We start from the raw sequence: 15,010 nt of genomic DNA, 5'->3' as shown, positions 1-15,010 counted from the left end.
TTAAAGTCCAAAACAGACCCGCTCCTACCCCTCGAGCGGGTGTCAACGCAGACGAGACGGTGAGCAGATGGATCTCTTCGAATACCAGGCGAAGGAACTCTTCGCCAAGCACGAGGTGCCGACTTCGGCTGGACGTGTTACCGACACGGTCGCCGGCGCGCGCGAGATTGCCGAAGAAATCGGCAAGCCCGTGATGATCAAGGCACAGGTCAAGGTCGGCGGCCGCGGCAAGGCGGGTGGCGTCAAGTACTCCGCCGACGTCGACGCCGCCCAGGCGAACGCCGAGGCCATTCTCGGCCTCGACATCAAGGGCCATGTCGTCAAGAAGCTCCTGGTCGCAGAGGCGAGTGACATCGCCGAGGAGTACTACATCTCATTCCTGCTCGACCGCACCAACCGCACCTACCTGGCCATGTGTTCGGTGGAAGGTGGAGTCGAGATCGAGGTCACCGCCGAGGAGAACCCCGACGCCCTCGCCAAGATCCCCGTCGACGCCGTGAAGGGTGTCGACCTCGCGTTCGCGCGCAGCATCGCCGAGGCAGGAAAGCTGCCCGCCGAGGTGCTCGACGCAGCGGCCGTCACGATCCAGAAGCTGTGGGACGTCTTCATCAAGGAAGACGCTCTCCTCGTCGAGGTCAACCCGCTCGTCCGTACCCCGGACGACCAGATCCTCGCGCTCGACGGCAAGGTCACGCTGGACGAGAACGCTGCCTTCCGTCAGCCCGGCCACGAGGCGTTCGAGGACAAGGACGCCACCGACCCGCTCGAGCTCAAGGCCAAGGAAAACGACCTCAACTACGTCAAGCTCGACGGACAGGTCGGAATCATCGGAAACGGCGCCGGCCTGGTCATGTCGACCCTGGACGTCGTCGCCTACGCCGGTGAGAAGCACGGCGGCGTGAAGCCCGCCAACTTCCTCGACATCGGCGGCGGTGCGTCCGCCGAGGTCATGGCCAACGGGCTCGACGTCATCCTGAACGACGAGCAGGTCAAGAGTGTGTTCGTGAACGTGTTCGGTGGCATCACCGCGTGTGACGCGGTCGCCAACGGCATCGTCGGCGCCCTGAAGACGCTCGGTGACGAGGCCAACAAGCCGCTGGTCGTCCGCTTGGACGGCAACAATGTCGAAGAGGGTCGCCGCATCCTCGCCGAGGCCGCTCACCCGCTGGTCACGGTCGTCGGAACCATGGACGAGGCCGCCGACAAGGCTGCCGAGCTGGCCTTCGCCGCAAAGTAAAGGGACTTAAAACAACATGGCTATCTTCCTGACCAAGGACTCCAAGGTCATCGTCCAGGGCATCACCGGCGGCGAGGGCACCAAGCACACCGCGCTGATGCTCAAGGCCGGCACTCAGGTCGTCGGCGGTGTCAACGCCCGCAAGGCCGGCACCACCGTCACCCATGACGGCGGCGTCGAGCTCCCCGTCTTCGGCACCGTCGCCGAGGCCATCGAGAAGACCGGTGCGGACGTCTCGATCGCGTTCGTTCCGCCGGCCTTCGCCAAGGACGCCATCGTCGAGGCCATCGACGCGGAGATCCCGCTCCTCGTGGTCATCACCGAGGGCATCCCCGTGCAGGATTCGGCGTACGCCTGGGCGTACAACGTCTCCAAGGGCAACAAGACCCGCATCATCGGCCCGAACTGCCCCGGCATCATCACCCCGGGCGAGTCGCTGGTCGGCATCACCCCCGCCAACATCGCGGGCAGCGGCCCCATCGGTCTCGTTTCCAAGTCGGGCACGCTGACCTACCAGATGATGTTCGAGCTGCGTGACTTCGGTTTCTCCACCGCCATCGGCATCGGCGGCGACCCGGTCATCGGAACCACCCACATCGACGCTATCGAGGCGTTCGAGAAGGACCCCGAGACCAAGGTCATCGTCATGATCGGTGAGATCGGTGGCGACGCAGAAGAGCGTGCCGCCGACTACATCAAGGCGAACGTGACCAAGCCGGTCGTCGGCTACGTCGCCGGCTTCACCGCTCCCGAGGGCAAGACCATGGGCCACGCCGGCGCCATCGTCTCCGGCTCCTCGGGAACCGCGCAGGCCAAGAAGGACGCCCTCGAGGCGGCCGGCGTCAAGGTCGGCAAGACGCCGTCCGAGACCGCTGCGCTCGCTCGCGAGATCCTGCAGAGCCTGACCGTCCAGGCCTAGGCGCTCCGCGCCCGTGCGCCTTTTTGGTAGCTCCAACTACCAAAAAGGCGCACGGGCGGCTAGGTGTCTATCCAGATCTCCCCGGCCGGATGAAGTGTTCCCGCGCCTGCCGTGACTTCCGCGACCAGATTCGCCAAGTCCTCCGAATCGCGGGCCGCGAGCGTGAGTACCGCCTCTTCTCCGTACGTCGTCTCCACGACCACCACGCCGCGCATCCGCAGTTCCGACTCCACCCGACCCGCGTCGGCATGACGAGTTGCCAGCGTGTGAAGTTGTCGACGCTCCCGTGCCACGAGGCGTGAGGCGTCGATCGCCGCGGCCACCGCGCCCGAATACGCGCGGACCAGTCCGCCCGCCCCCAGTTTGATTCCGCCGAAATATCGTGTGACCACCACTGCGACGTCGACGAGGTCCCGTGTCCGCAGGACCTGCAGCATGGGTATCCCCGCCGTTCCGCCGGGTTCTCCGTCGTCACTCGAACGCTCGAGCCGTTCACTGGGTCCGTTCCCGACAATGTAGGCGGAACAATGATGCCGCGCATCGGGATACGCGCGGCGCTGCGACTGCACGAAATCCTGTGCCGATTCTGCATCCTCCACTCGCCGCAGGGCCGCGATGAAGCGGGAATGCTTGATCTCCGTTTCGACGGTGAGATCGGTAGCGCGGGGAGCGAGCGTGTACGGCATCGACCCATTGTCTCCCGCGCCGTACCCGGCGGTGTGGGCCGCTACCGAGGGCAGTGACCGACGGGTATACGTAGGCTAGCGTCGGAAGAGCGCACGCAGACGACCACTTGTCGACGAGGAGAAGTCATGACGTTCCCGCCCGGCGGACCGAGCTACGGTCCGCCCGCGCAACAGAATGCAGCGCAGGAGAATGCAGAGGGAGATTCCAAAGGCCTGGGCTTCTTCCTCCTGATCGGTGTCGCCGTTCTCGGGTTGCTGAACCTGCTGTTCGGGTTCGCCCCGTACGTCACCGTCGTCAGCGAACCGCTCAATTCCTTCGAGGCGGGGTCGCACGGTCTCGGGCTGCTGTTCCTCGGCGGTCTGCTGGCTGCGGTATCTCTTCTCCCCAAACAGAACTATGCGGGTGCCGCGGCGGCGGCGTCCATCTCTGGCTGGGTTCTCGCCCTGCTCATCTTCCTCAACTTCGACGCCGATTCGGGTTGGGGCGCCATCTTGATCCTTGTGCTGGGATTCATTCAGTCGGCACTGGCGGTCGCTGCGCTGCTGTTCGACATCGGCATCGTGAAGCAGCCGGTCCGCAGTCCTTCGGCCGCTGGTGCTTTCGGCCAGTCCGGGCAGGGCGGCTACGGCCAGGGCGGGCAACAGTCCTACGGGCAGCCGTCGCAGGGCTACGGTCAGCAGCCTTCACAGGGGTACAGCGGTCCGCAGGGCTTCGGTCCGCAGGGCGGTCAGCCGCAGCCGGGATACGGGCAGTCGGGTCAGTCTCCGTACGGCCAGCAGGGCTTCGGTCCGCAGGGCCAGCCCGGTCAGCAACAGCCCGGCCAGACGCAGTCTTCGCCAGGCCAGTCCGGTTACGGTCAGGGCTACGGGCAGCAGCAGGGCTATGGGGCAGGGTCGGCGCCGTACGACGCTCCGACGACCGCATATCAGCAGCCGCAGTACCAGGGGTATTCGCAGCCGGGCGCAACCCCCGCCTCGCAGTACCCGACGGGACCGGCGGGCACCAGTTACGGTTCGGCCCAGCACGCCGCCCCGGCCTACGGCGCGCAGTCCGGATCGTCGCCGGTGGAGCGCACCCTGGAGTACGGCGAGCAGTCGCGTTCCGAGTCGCAGCATGCCGACACGGGTGAGTCGTCCGAGTCCGAGGGCCAGGGTGCACAGACCCAGGCCTTCGACACCCGTTCCGACCGGGACGACAAGTAACGGGACAGAACCAAGCAGATGGCCTTCGACCGCCCATGGTCGGAGGCCACTTCTGTGCGGCGCGCCTGACTGCGGTCGTGGCGCCGAGGTGCCACTCTCGAGGGGATGAGTTCTTTGGTTGATCGTGTTCAGCGCAGGGCCGCACGAGGTGATGAGCGGCGATCCGCTGAAACTGGGCGGGGTCCGCAGGCCCGGGTGCCGGACCCCGACGAGGCGTGGGCGTTGCTGGCGGTGGCGTTCCGGCCGGCGGCGGTGACGATCGTTCTGCTGTCGGCGTTGGTCGTGGTCACGCTCGTCGCCGCGAACAGCGACCTGACCGGGACGTTCGGCGCGATCGCTGCGTCGTGGCTGGCGATTCACCAGGTTCCGGTCACCATCGACGGCACCGAGCTCGGTGTTCTTCCGTTGATTCCGACCCTGGGCATGGTGTGGGCTGTCGCCCGCGGGTGCGCCGGGGCCGTCGACGTGGCGTCGTCGCGCCGCCGGGTTCTCCGAGTCGTGGGAGCCGCAGTGGGCGGCCCCTTGGTCATCACCGCGATCAGCCTGGCGGTAATCGCGGACGCATCGGCGGTCATCGCGTTGTGGCCACCGAATACTCTCGCCGCGTTCGGCTGGGTGTTGTTCGTGCACCTGCTGGCCGCCGGGCTCGGGGTTGCGGTCACGATGTGGCCGACGTGGTCTGCGGATCTTCCGGCATGGGCGCGGAACGCGGTGCGGCCGGGACTGCGCGCATTCACGGCGATTATCGGTGCAGGTGCCGCTCTGGTCACCGTGTCGTTGCTGGTGGAGTGGTCGACGGTCGGTGGGCTGCTCGAGCGGGGCGACGGTGTGGTGGGCCTCCTCGGGCTGACCGTGCTCTCGGTGCTGTACCTGCCCAACGTCGTGATCGGTGCGGCGGCCACCGCGATGGGCGGCACGGCGGACATCGGGGACGTGTCGGTGAGTGTGTTCGGGAATGTGGGCGGCTCACTGCCTCCGTTGCCGGTACTCGGCGCCGTTCCGGACGGCGCCGCGGGCGGTGCCTGGCCCGCTCTGCTGATGATTCCCCTGCTGATCGGTGTCATGCTCGGCCGCGACTCCGGGCGGCGCGTGGCCGGGCAGGAAGCCCTGTTCACGGTGGTGGCCGCGGCCGCGGGTGTGGGTGTGGTAGCCGCCATTCTCGGTCTGGTCGCCGGCGGTGAGCTGGGGGCCTTCGGCACCGTCCGGATCACGTGGTGGGTGTTCGGCGGACTGACATTCGCCTGGCTGGGATTCGTCGGAGCGATCACCGCGGTCGTCATCGCGTGGTTCCGCGGGCGGGGCGCTGACGACGACGCGGACGAGGCCTCGACCGACGAGGAGGAACCCCATCTCCCGGGCGAGGAAGATGTGCCCGCCATCGCCGCTCCCGTTCCCGATGCATCTCCCATTCCGGCGGGTAAAGCTCCGGGGAGGGTCATCGACGCGGAGCTCGTCGAGGATCCGGAGACACCGGTAGGCGCCGCGGCACCCGAGGACGACGAGGCCCAGGCCGAGGTCGTGGTGGACGCCGAGGTGGAGGAAGACCCGGCGACTACGGGATCGGATGCGTCCGGCGAAGCGGATGACGGAGCTGAAGGCGACCTGCCCCGAGGGTCCGCAACCCCCAGCGACTAGGCTCTTGCTCGGTCGACGATGCGACCGCCCGTTCGATTTCACCAGCCTTTCGATTGTTCAGGAGTAGAGCGCTGACTTCCTCGCGTGACCACCTGAGGCCGACGGCGGCGACCGGGACGTCATCGACGGCACCGGCCCGGGTCGTCGTACTCGCATCCGGTGCCGGCACCCTGCTGAGGTCGCTGATCGACTCCTCCCGGACCGGCGGATATCCCGCCGACGTCGTGGCGGTCGGCGTCGACCGGAACTGTGACGCGATCCGCCACGCGGAGGCAGCTGGCATTCCCCACTTCCGCGTGAGCCTGCGCGACCACCCGGACCGTGCGTCGTGGGACAAGGCACTCACCGAGGCTGTCGCGGCACACGAGCCGTCGCTGGTGGTGTCGGCGGGCTTCATGAAAATCCTCGGCCCGGCCTTCCTCGACCGGTTCGGTGGCCGCATCATCAACACCCACCCCGCGCTGCTGCCCGCCTTCCCCGGTGCACACGCCGTGCCCGATGCGCTGGCGTACGGCGTCAAGGTGTCGGGGTCGACGGTGCACCTGGTGGACGCCGGTGTCGACACCGGCCCGATCCTCGCGCAGGAACCCGTGCCCGTGCTCGACGGCGACGACGAGTCGACCCTGCACGAGCGAATCAAGACTGTGGAGCGACGGTTGTTGGCGGATGTCATCGCCGCTGTCGCCACCCGTGGAGTTGTATCCGATGGACGAAAGGCCGTGATCCCCAGTGAGTGAACGCAAGGCTGTGCGCCGAGCGCTCGTCAGCGTCTACGACAAGACCGGTCTGGTCGAGCTGGCTACCGGCCTGCACAAGGCGGGTGTCGAATTGGTGTCGACCGGGTCGACGGCCGCGAAGATTGCCGACGCCGGTATTCCGGTGACGCCGGTCGAGGCGCTCACGGGGTTCCCCGAGTGCCTCGAAGGACGGGTCAAGACCCTGCACCCGCGGGTGCACGCCGGGGTTCTCGCCGACACCCGTAAGCCGGAGCATCTCGCCCAGCTCGACGAACTCGGCATCGAGGCGTTCCAGTTGGTGGTGGTGAACCTCTACCCGTTCACCCAGACGGTCGCCTCGGGTGCAACTCCCGACGAGTGCGTCGAGCAGATCGACATCGGCGGTCCGTCGATGGTCCGCGCTGCCGCGAAGAACCACCCGTCGGTTGCGGTCGTCGTCGATCCCGCCCGTTACGAGGACGTGCTCGCGGCGGTTGACGGCGGCGGTTTCACGCTCGGTGAGCGGACCGCTCTCGCCGCTCAGGCATTCCAGCACACCGCGTCGTACGACGTCGCCGTGGCGAGCTGGATGACGTCCACGCTGGTCGACAGTGGTGACTCTCAGTTCCCCGAGTGGGCCGGTGCCACGTGGGACCGTTCGGCGGTGCTCCGCTACGGCGAGAACCCGCACCAGGCCGCCGCGCTGTACGTGAACCCCGCCGCTTCCGCAGGCCTCGCTCAGGCGGAGCAACTGCACGGCAAGGAAATGTCGTACAACAACTACACCGACGGAGACGCCGCCTGGCGTGCCGCTTACGACTTCAGCGATCCCGCGGTCGCGATCATCAAGCACGCCAATCCGTGTGGCATCGCGGTCGGCGGCGACATCGCCGAGGCGCACCGCAAGGCGCACGCGTGTGATCCGGTGAGCGCATACGGCGGCGTGATTGCCGCCAACCGTGAGGTCACCGTGGAGATGGCGGAGCAGGTTGCCGAAATCTTCACCGAGGTGATCATCGCGCCGTCGTACGCAGACGGCGCACTCGGTGTGCTGCAGCGGAAGAAGAACGTTCGCGTGCTTCTCGCGAAGGCGCCGAACCCCACCGGGATCGAGCTGCGTCCGGTGTCCGGCGGAGCGCTGCTCCAGGAACGGGACGTTCTCGACGCCGAAGGTGACAACCCCGCCAACTGGACTCTCGCGGTCGGGGACGCTGCCGACGAGCAGACCTTGAAGGATCTCGAGTTCGCTTGGCGGGCTTGCCGTTCCGTCAAGTCCAATGCCATTCTGCTGGCCAGCGACGGTGCGTCGGTCGGCGTCGGAATGGGTCAGGTCAACCGTGTCGACTCCGCCCATCTGGCCGTGCAGCGTGCAGGCGACCGGGTCGTCGGGTCGGTGGGTGCGTCCGACGCGTTCTTCCCGTTCCCGGACGGCTTGCAGGTTCTCGCCAACGCGGGCGTCAAGGCTGTGGTGCAGCCGGGCGGTTCGGTCCGCGACAACGAGGTGATCGACGCCGCCAAGGAAGCCGGTATCACCATGTATCTCACGGGCGCGCGGCACTTCGCGCACTAGCGTTCGGCACTTCGCGAACGGGCCTCGGCTTCCTGCCGTGGCCCGTTCGTGGTTGTCAGGCCGCTGCGGCTGCGTGTCCCCGGCCGGTGCCTTCGAGTGTGCGCGGCGAACCGGTGATGACCACGCGTGCGGCGCCTCGGCTGCGGATCTCGCTGATCAGCTCGCCGAGGGTCGCTTCGTGCGCGGCGTCGCAGTGCGACAGGTCGAGCGTGACCGCGTATCCGGTGAGGTCGTCGGGCAGGCCTGGATACGGGGGCTCGGTGGACAGTTGGTTGATCCGAAGTTTCATGGAGTGCTCCTGCAGGTGAAGGGTAAAAGAAAAGGCACCCGAGGCGTTTGCCCTGGGTGCCCGAGAAGAACTGGATGGATTCTCGTCATTCTCGGGGTGCGCCGTACTTGGAGATGTGCTTGTCGGCGGTGCAGTGACGCCATGCGGGTACGGATGCGAAGAGCGCGTGAAGCTGCATCATGTCCGTACCTTTCTGCGTGACGTTGCTGGTTGGTAGATGACCGTACAGCACCGATCGAGGGTTGTGCACTTCCATTATCGGGTCCGCCGCGCACACTGCCGAGCTGAGCAGCGATCTTTCGTGCAGAGTTGCCGTGCTGTTCACCTTCTCGCGATTCGCCGCTTCGGTCACAGGTTGCTCTCGATTCGGTTTCGAGCATCACATTCGTTCGTTGCAGCTGCTTCACTCGGGGCTGATGTGACTCGTGTGGCACCTGTGGAAGGAGAGTGGCGCCCGCACTGCGACGTGCGCGCCCATCCCCGGTATGAACAGAACTGCAATCAAGGCCGGCCTCGGTGCCTGCGTCCTCGGCGCCTCCGTACTCATTCCCGCCCATGTCTCGGCGCAGCCGGAACCGGCCCCGACAGCGACCGGCACGGAACTCGCCGACCTCACGGTTTTCCTCGACCCCGGTCATCAAGGTTCGGCCGAGGGGAACGACCTCACCCGGCAGGTCGACGACGGCCGAGGCGGAACCAAGGACTGCCAGACGAGTGGGATGACCTCATTGGGCGGGGTACCGGAGCATACGATCAACTGGAATGTGGCGCAGCTGGTGAAGAGCAGTCTCGAAACCTTGGGCGCGTCGGTGGTGCAGAGCAGGCAGAACGACACCGGCTGGGGCGGATGCGTCGACGAACGAGCGCGCGCGGCGAGCGAGTCGAACGCCGATGTGGCCGTGAGTATTCATGCCGACTCGACGGCGTCGGGTGAGGACGCCGGGAAACACGGCTTCCACATGATCGTCCCGACCCTGCCGATACCGGACGAGGCGGCGAACGCGGCCCAATCCGGGGGCGGCCTCGAAGCGTCGAAAATGATGCGCGACGCCTATGTTGCCGACGGGTTCGTCCCTGCCAATTACGCGGGGGTGGTCGACGGCATCCAGACCCGCGGCGACGTGGCCGGACCGGCGCTCACGAAGGTTCCACTGGTGTTCGTCGAGATGGGTAACGGTTCCCATCCGGAGGATGCAGCCCAACTCGAAAGTGCCGACGGTCAGTTGAAGCACGCGATCGCGATCACCACGGGCATCGTCACGTATTTGCTGACCGGTTCGTCGGTTGGGTCCGAAATCGACGCCGTACAGTCGGCGGCCGCGACCACGAAAGCGGACGCGACCACCACTGCGCCCTCGTCGTCAGGGTCGCCGACCACCACCACGACACCGAAGGCGCCATCGGCCGCGGCAGCGCAAGACACGACCACGACGACTGCTACGACCTCGGCATCTGCCACGACCACGACCACGGCACCGACCACGACCACCAGTGCACTCGAGGTGGCGACACCGACGACCACGACGCCGTCCGCACCGGCGCCGGCCGGGGAATCGACGGAACTGTCGCGGCTGCTCGAGACGCTGCGACCGCTTCTCGAGGTCGACGGAGTGGACGGTCTGGAGGATCTGGTGAACAACGAGAACCTGGGGCTCGTCTCCGATCTGGCCCGGACACTGATGGCGATGCTGAACGACGTCCGGCCGAACTGACTACAGGGTGGCCACCCAGGCGCTGAACGGCTCGGCGAACTCCGACGAATAGGGGAGGGGCTCGACGTAATCGGGGCCTGTGGACGGGCGGTTTCCGACGTCCTTGAGGACATGGCTGGCGTTCACCATGCGCACCGACGTGAGAGCAGTGTGCGCCAGTGCGGCATCGAGTCCATCGACATCCGCCACCTGCACCTGGATGTCCTTCGCCGAGCAGCTCGTCAGAACAGGGAAGCCGGCAGGGAGGCGGCCGGCGAGCGTGCGAGGGTCGAGCGCATCCTCCTCGGCGAGGGCTTTCGCGTTGGCGTGGACCAGACCCGCGTTCTGCAGTGGCTCGGGCAGGTTGTCGGGGATCGTTCCGTCGGTGCGCAGCGACTCCACGGTGTCGGCCAGAGCAAGCCGGAGCTCGTCCGCCAGTTCCACCGGCAACTGCCCGGCGCCCACAACGGTGTCCAATTGGGCGGAGATCTGGGTCGTCAGCAGGTCGAGGAGGCGGACACTGAGCGGTTCCAGAAGTCCCACGGCACGGACCCGGTTCTCGCCGATGGCGGTGGCGAGCGCCAAGGCGACGAGTCCGCCGTCGCTGTGACCGATAACGATGAGCCTTGACGGGTCCACACCGGGTTGCGCCGCGAGGAAGTCCAGCCCCGCCGATGCGGCGTCGACGAACGTGGTGAATCCGAGGTCGCCGATCTCGTCCACCTCATAGGGGCCGAGAGCGGTTCGCCCGCTGCCGATCTTGTCGTAGCGCAGGCTCACGATGCCGTGCTGCTCGAGTAGATCAGCGAGAAAGCGGAGGGTTCCGATGTCGCCGGGAAGGAGGCCGCTGTCACCGTTTCGATCGGTGGGTCCGCTACCGGCGAGCAGGAGCGCCCCGGGTGCGGCCGCCCGGGTCGTGTGCTCGGGGGTGCGCAGGCTGCCGTAGTAGGTGACGGCACCGCTCTCGAAGGTGATCTCGGCGTCAGGCATGGGGACTGTCTACCAGTTCCGGACGAACGGTCGCGAGGCGGAAGCGCCGACTTCTGTGAGGCGGAGCCGACCCCAGTTCTCAGAGAAGCAACACAGTCCTCACAAGAACGGCGAATAGCGTTCAGGTCAGCACATCCCGCCGGCGCTGCGCCGGGCCGAGATCCGACTCCAGGAAGGTGCCACGCCATGAACGTCGTACAGCTGAACACGGGTGGGTATGTCGCCGCCCTGTTGTCGCTCGATTTCGTCGATGGTGCCTTCCGCGGCGATGCCGTCGAGCGCATTCATCGCGGGGAGGTCGACGAATGGGCCTTCGCCCTGGCCCGTACCGGGTTGTTCGGGAACCGTGCCGTGGCCGAAGCGGTCCAGTCGTGGCGAGACGATCCGCGGTCGCTGCTCGATGCCCTTCTCACCGACGCGGACGAGGTGCTACGCAAGCGTTACGACGTCGCCTGGCAGGCGCTGGACAGGGTGGCGACGGTCGGTTCGGCCGCGTACGCGTGACGCGGGGTGTGACGAAATCTCGCCGCTTCGCCACGTCAAGGCGTGCCGATTGTCTCGAACACTCGTAGCTTGGAGTGGTGACGTCATCGCAACAGAGACCTTCCACACTCGGCGAGCTCCGCGAGTCGGGCCATGTTCAACGCACCGTCAAGGAAGAAATCCGCGAGAATCTGCTCGCGGCCTTGCGTGACGGACGTGATCCGTGGCCCGGCATCGTCGGGTTCGAGGAGACGGTGTCACCGCAACTCGAGCGTGCCCTGATCGCCGGGCACGACGTGGTGCTCCTCGGCGAACGTGGACAGGGCAAGACACGACTGCTCCGCACACTCAATTTGCTCCTCGACGAATGGACTCCGGTGATTGCCGGTTCCGAACTCGGGGAGCATCCCTATGAGCCCATCACCCCGGCCTCTATCCGTCGGGCACGCGAACTGGGTGACGCCCTGCCCGTTCTGTGGCGGCATCGCAGCGAACGGTATTCGGAGAAACTCGCCACGCCCGACACCTCGGTGGCGGACCTCGTCGGCGACGTCGACCCCGTCAAGGTGGCGGAAGGCCGCAGCCTCGGTGACCCCGAGACCATTCATTTCGGATTGGTGCCCCGTGCTCACCGCGGCATCGTCGCCATCAACGAACTCCCCGACCTCGCCGAGCGCATCCAGGTGTCGCTGCTCAACGTGATGGAGGAGCGGGACATCCAGGTTCGCGGGTACACCCTGCGGCTTCCCCTGGATGTTCTGCTGGTGGCGAGTGCGAACCCGGAGGACTACACCAACCGTGGTCGCATCATCACTCCGCTCAAGGACCGGTTCGGCGCCGAAATCCGCACCCACTATCCGAACCATCTCGACGACGAGGTCGAGGTGATCCTTCAGGAAGCGCATCTCCTCGCCGAGGTGCCCGAGTATCTGCTCGAAATCCTGGCGCGCTTCACCCGCCTGCTGCGCGAGTCGACGTCGGTCGACCAGCGATCGGGTGTGTCCGCGCGATTCGCGGTGGCCGGGGCGGAGACGGTGAGTGCCGCGGCGGTCCATCGGGGAGCTGTTCTCGGCGAGGCGGACCCGGTCGCGCGGCCGGTAGACCTCGAGACCGTCGTCGACGTGCTCAGGGGCAAGGTCGAATTCGAGTCCGGTGAGGAAGGGCGGGAGATCGAGGTTCTCGAGCACCTGCTGCGCCGGGCAACGGCCGACACCGTGCGGGCGAGGCTCGGCGGCATCGATCTGGCCCCGTTGGTTGCCGCCGTCGAACAGGGTGAGCCCGTCGTCACCGGTGAGCGAATCACCGCCAAGGTGCTTCTGAACGAGCTGCCCGAACTCGACGTCCTGGACGAACTGGCCGAGCGGCTCGGCGCCGAATCGGATGGGGAACGCGCCGCGGCCGCCGAGTTCGCGCTCGAGGGGCTGTACCTGGCGCGCCGGATCTCCAAGAACCCCGACGTCAACGGCCAGACGGTGTATTCGTAATGACCCGCAAAGCGGAGCGCGGGTCGCACAACGCGCGGTACGGGCCGTACGAAGGCGGTGATCCGCTTGCGCCGCCCATCGACCTGAGGGAAGCCCTGGCCGCGATCGGCGACGACGTGCTGTCGGGCAGTTCGCCGCGTCAGGCGTTGCGGGAAATGCTTCGGCGTGGCAATCGCGATATGCGGGGACTCGACGACCTGGCAGCCGAGGCCAATCGGCGCCGACGGGAACTGCTGAAACGAAACAATTTGAGCGGCACCCTCGAAGAGGTGCGGGAGCTCCTCGACCACGCTGTTCTCGAGGAACGCAAGGCGCTGGCCCGCGCACTCGACGACGACGCCCGGTTCGCGGAAATGCGGTTGGCGGAACTACCGCCGTCGACGGCGCAGGCCGTGCAGGAGTTGGCCGACTACGACTGGCGTAGCTCCGAGGCGCGTGCAGACTACGAGAAGATCCGGGATCTCCTCGGCCGGGAGGTGCTCGATCAGCGATTTGCGGGCATGAAACAGGCCCTCGAAGGTGCGACGGAGGAAGACCGCGAACGCATTCGCGACATGCTCACCGATCTCAACGACCTACTCGACAAGCATGCCCGCGGTGAGGACACGCAGGAACAGTTCGACGATTTCATGAACAAGCACGGCGAGTACTTCCCCGAGAACCCGCGCAACGTCGAGGAGTTGCTCGATTCGCTGGCGCAGCGCGCAGCGGCCGCGCAGCGTCTCCGGAACTCGCTGTCGCAGGAACAACGCGACGAACTGGACGCGCTGGCCCAGCAGGCATTCGGCGACCCGTCCCTGATCGGACAATTGGATCGGCTCGATCAGCACTTGCAGGCCGCCCGGCCGGGCGAGGACTGGCAGGGCTCGCAACGGTTCCGCGGCGACCAGGGCATGGGACTCGGCGAGGGGACCGGTGCCCTGCAGGACATCGCGGAACTCGAATCGCTCGCCGAACAGCTGTCGCAGCAGTACGCCGGGGCGGCACTGGACGACATCGACGCGGAGGCACTGGCCCGGCAACTCGGTGACGAGGCGGCCGCGGACGCGCGGACCCTGGCAGACCTCGAGAAGGCGTTGCGGGATCAGGGTTTCTTCGACCGCGGTGCCGATGGTCAATGGAGGCTGTCCCCGAAGGCGATGCGGCAACTCGGGCAGACGGCGCTACGGGATGTGGCACAGCAGCTGTCCTCACGTGGGGGACAGCGGGAAACCCGGCGTGCGGGCGCGATGGGTGAGCCGACGGGAGCGTCCCGGGAATGGGCGTTCGGGGACACCGAGCCGTGGAACGTGACCCGCACGATGACCAACGCCGTGCTGAGGGCGGCGGCCGAGGTGTCGGATCGACCCCGCGTCCCGGTCCGGTTGTCCGTCTCCGACGTGGAGGTGATGGAAACCGAGCAGCGGTCGCAGGCGGCGGTCGCGCTGCTCGTGGACACCTCCTTCTCGATGGTGATGGAAGGCCGCTGGGTGCCCATGAAGCGCACCGCGCTGGCACTGAATCATCTGATCAGCACGCGTTTCCGCAGCGACGAGCTGCAGCTGATCTCGTTCGGCCGTCACGCGCAGGTGCTGACGCCGTCGGAACTGGCGGGCTTGGACGGCGCCTGGGATCAGGGCACGAACCTCCACCATGCGCTGTTGCTCGCGGCGCGACATCTGCGTCGGCATCCGAATGCGCAGCCGGTTGTCCTGATCGTCACCGACGGCGAGCCGACGGCACACCTCGAGCCGGACGGGTTCGCGTACTTCGACTACCCGCCGAGCGCGCGCACGCTGGGCCTCACTGTGCGCGAACTCGACACCCTCGCTCGGCTCGGCGCCCGTGTGACCTTCTTCCGGCTCGGCGACGACCCCGGACTGGCGCGAGTGGTGGATCGGATGGCCGAACGCGTCGGGGGACGGGTGGTCGCACCCGGCTTGGACGGTCTCGGCGCGGCTGTCGTGAGCGACTTCATGCGGCGCAGGCGCTGAGTGCGGCTCCGCCGCCCGTGAGTACTTGTTAACCGCGGGGGGGCTGTTGCGAAATTGAGGGTCGGGGTGCCCGCGTGTCTACATGCTGTGACCTGCGGTTTCCTGGATAATGTGTTGGTGGCCAAGGGATATCG

At 66.9% G+C, this 15,010-nt stretch carries 13 protein-coding genes; 10 read left to right on the top strand and 3 right to left on the bottom strand.

The window, feature by feature from the left end:
- Positions 1 to 67 precede the first annotated feature (67 nt).
- Both sucC and sucD read left to right on the top strand, forming a co-directional pair.
- On the top strand, positions 68 to 1,237 hold the full coding sequence (gene sucC, locus ACH49N_RS19320) for an ADP-forming succinate--CoA ligase subunit beta (RefSeq protein ID WP_109332700.1): 1,170 nt from the start codon (positions 68 to 70) through the stop codon (positions 1,235 to 1,237).
- 16 nt (positions 1,238 to 1,253) lie between these two features.
- Positions 1,254 to 2,156: a succinate--CoA ligase subunit alpha gene (sucD, locus tag ACH49N_RS19315; protein WP_015889388.1), complete on the top strand. Its 903-nt coding sequence runs from the start codon at positions 1,254 to 1,256 to the stop codon at positions 2,154 to 2,156.
- A gap of 59 nt (positions 2,157 to 2,215) precedes the next feature.
- Here sucD and ACH49N_RS19310 read toward each other — a convergent pair whose 3' ends face one another.
- Positions 2,216 to 2,842, bottom strand: coding sequence for a YigZ family protein (locus ACH49N_RS19310; protein ID WP_358273603.1), 627 nt, complete (start codon positions 2,840 to 2,842; stop codon positions 2,216 to 2,218).
- 126 nt (positions 2,843 to 2,968) lie between these two features.
- On the opposite strand from ACH49N_RS19310, the gene ACH49N_RS19305 reads away from it, so the two are divergent.
- From ACH49N_RS19305 to purH, 4 genes are all read left to right on the top strand, one after another.
- Positions 2,969 to 4,045 (top strand): DUF5336 domain-containing protein, encoded by a 1,077-nt coding sequence (locus ACH49N_RS19305; protein WP_358273601.1) that lies wholly within the window; start codon positions 2,969 to 2,971, stop codon positions 4,043 to 4,045.
- Between the two features lie 105 nt (positions 4,046 to 4,150).
- Positions 4,151 to 5,680, top strand: a complete 1,530-nt coding sequence (locus ACH49N_RS19300; RefSeq protein ID WP_397504745.1) for a DUF6350 family protein — start codon at positions 4,151 to 4,153, stop codon at positions 5,678 to 5,680.
- A gap of 53 nt (positions 5,681 to 5,733) precedes the next feature.
- The gene (gene purN, locus ACH49N_RS19295) at positions 5,734 to 6,417 is read left to right on the top strand and encodes a phosphoribosylglycinamide formyltransferase (protein ID WP_109335303.1); all 684 of its coding nucleotides are present in this window, start codon (positions 5,734 to 5,736) and stop codon (positions 6,415 to 6,417) included.
- Positions 6,410 to 7,966 (top strand): bifunctional phosphoribosylaminoimidazolecarboxamide formyltransferase/IMP cyclohydrolase, encoded by a 1,557-nt coding sequence (purH, locus tag ACH49N_RS19290; RefSeq protein ID WP_159924919.1) that lies wholly within the window; start codon positions 6,410 to 6,412, stop codon positions 7,964 to 7,966. Before purN ends, purH begins: the two co-directional genes overlap by 8 nt.
- Before the next feature lie 55 nt (positions 7,967 to 8,021).
- On the opposite strand, the gene ACH49N_RS19285 is transcribed toward purH, so the two are convergent.
- The gene (locus tag ACH49N_RS19285; RefSeq protein ID WP_159924921.1) at positions 8,022 to 8,255 is read right to left on the bottom strand and encodes a hypothetical protein; all 234 of its coding nucleotides are present in this window, start codon (positions 8,253 to 8,255) and stop codon (positions 8,022 to 8,024) included.
- Positions 8,256 to 8,740: 485 nt separating this feature from the next.
- Here ACH49N_RS19285 and ACH49N_RS19280 point away from each other — a divergent pair, with 485 nt between their 5' ends.
- Positions 8,741 to 9,967, top strand: a complete 1,227-nt coding sequence (locus tag ACH49N_RS19280) for an N-acetylmuramoyl-L-alanine amidase (RefSeq protein ID WP_358273599.1) — start codon at positions 8,741 to 8,743, stop codon at positions 9,965 to 9,967.
- Here ACH49N_RS19280 and ACH49N_RS19275 read toward each other — a convergent pair whose 3' ends face one another.
- The gene (locus ACH49N_RS19275; RefSeq protein ID WP_159924925.1) at positions 9,968 to 10,936 is read right to left on the bottom strand and encodes an alpha/beta fold hydrolase; all 969 of its coding nucleotides are present in this window, start codon (positions 10,934 to 10,936) and stop codon (positions 9,968 to 9,970) included.
- A 186-nt stretch (positions 10,937 to 11,122) separates the two neighbouring features.
- Here ACH49N_RS19275 and ACH49N_RS19270 point away from each other — a divergent pair, with 186 nt between their 5' ends.
- From ACH49N_RS19270 to ACH49N_RS19260, 3 genes are all read left to right on the top strand, one after another.
- On the top strand, positions 11,123 to 11,440 hold the full coding sequence (locus ACH49N_RS19270; protein ID WP_159924927.1) for a hypothetical protein: 318 nt from the start codon (positions 11,123 to 11,125) through the stop codon (positions 11,438 to 11,440).
- Between the two features lie 77 nt (positions 11,441 to 11,517).
- The gene (locus ACH49N_RS19265) at positions 11,518 to 12,903 is read left to right on the top strand and encodes an ATP-binding protein (protein ID WP_159924929.1); all 1,386 of its coding nucleotides are present in this window, start codon (positions 11,518 to 11,520) and stop codon (positions 12,901 to 12,903) included.
- Positions 12,903 to 14,876, top strand: a complete 1,974-nt coding sequence (locus ACH49N_RS19260; protein ID WP_109332690.1) for a VWA domain-containing protein — start codon at positions 12,903 to 12,905, stop codon at positions 14,874 to 14,876. Before ACH49N_RS19265 ends, ACH49N_RS19260 begins: the two co-directional genes overlap by 1 nt.
- Positions 14,877 to 15,010 lie beyond the last annotated feature (134 nt).

Origin of the sequence: Rhodococcus sp. NPDC019647, from assembly GCF_044389235.1 — a bacterium.
In the GTDB taxonomy this organism is placed as follows: domain Bacteria; phylum Actinomycetota; class Actinomycetes; order Mycobacteriales; family Mycobacteriaceae; genus Rhodococcus_F; species Rhodococcus_F oxybenzonivorans.
This window is presented reverse-complemented; position numbering and strand designations above follow the sequence as displayed.

Excerpts from the sequence above, each read along its gene's own strand:
- sucC (WP_109332700.1), top strand. The coding sequence starts at position 68 with ATGGATCTCTTCGAATACCAGGCGAAGGAACTCTTCGCCAAGCACGAG.
- sucD (WP_015889388.1), top strand. The coding sequence starts at position 1,254 with ATGGCTATCTTCCTGACCAAGGACTCCAAGGTCATCGTCCAGGGCATC.
- ACH49N_RS19310 (WP_358273603.1), bottom strand. The coding sequence starts at position 2,842 with ATGCCGTACACGCTCGCTCCCCGCGCTACCGATCTCACCGTCGAAACG.
- ACH49N_RS19305 (WP_358273601.1), top strand. The coding sequence starts at position 2,969 with ATGACGTTCCCGCCCGGCGGACCGAGCTACGGTCCGCCCGCGCAACAG.
- ACH49N_RS19300 (WP_397504745.1), top strand. The coding sequence starts at position 4,151 with ATGAGTTCTTTGGTTGATCGTGTTCAGCGCAGGGCCGCACGAGGTGAT.
- ACH49N_RS19285 (WP_159924921.1), bottom strand. The coding sequence starts at position 8,255 with ATGAAACTTCGGATCAACCAACTGTCCACCGAGCCCCCGTATCCAGGC.
- ACH49N_RS19280 (WP_358273599.1), top strand. The coding sequence starts at position 8,741 with ATGAACAGAACTGCAATCAAGGCCGGCCTCGGTGCCTGCGTCCTCGGC.
- ACH49N_RS19275 (WP_159924925.1), bottom strand. The coding sequence starts at position 10,936 with ATGCCTGACGCCGAGATCACCTTCGAGAGCGGTGCCGTCACCTACTAC.
- ACH49N_RS19270 (WP_159924927.1), top strand. The coding sequence starts at position 11,123 with ATGAACGTCGTACAGCTGAACACGGGTGGGTATGTCGCCGCCCTGTTG.
- ACH49N_RS19260 (WP_109332690.1), top strand. The coding sequence starts at position 12,903 with ATGACCCGCAAAGCGGAGCGCGGGTCGCACAACGCGCGGTACGGGCCG.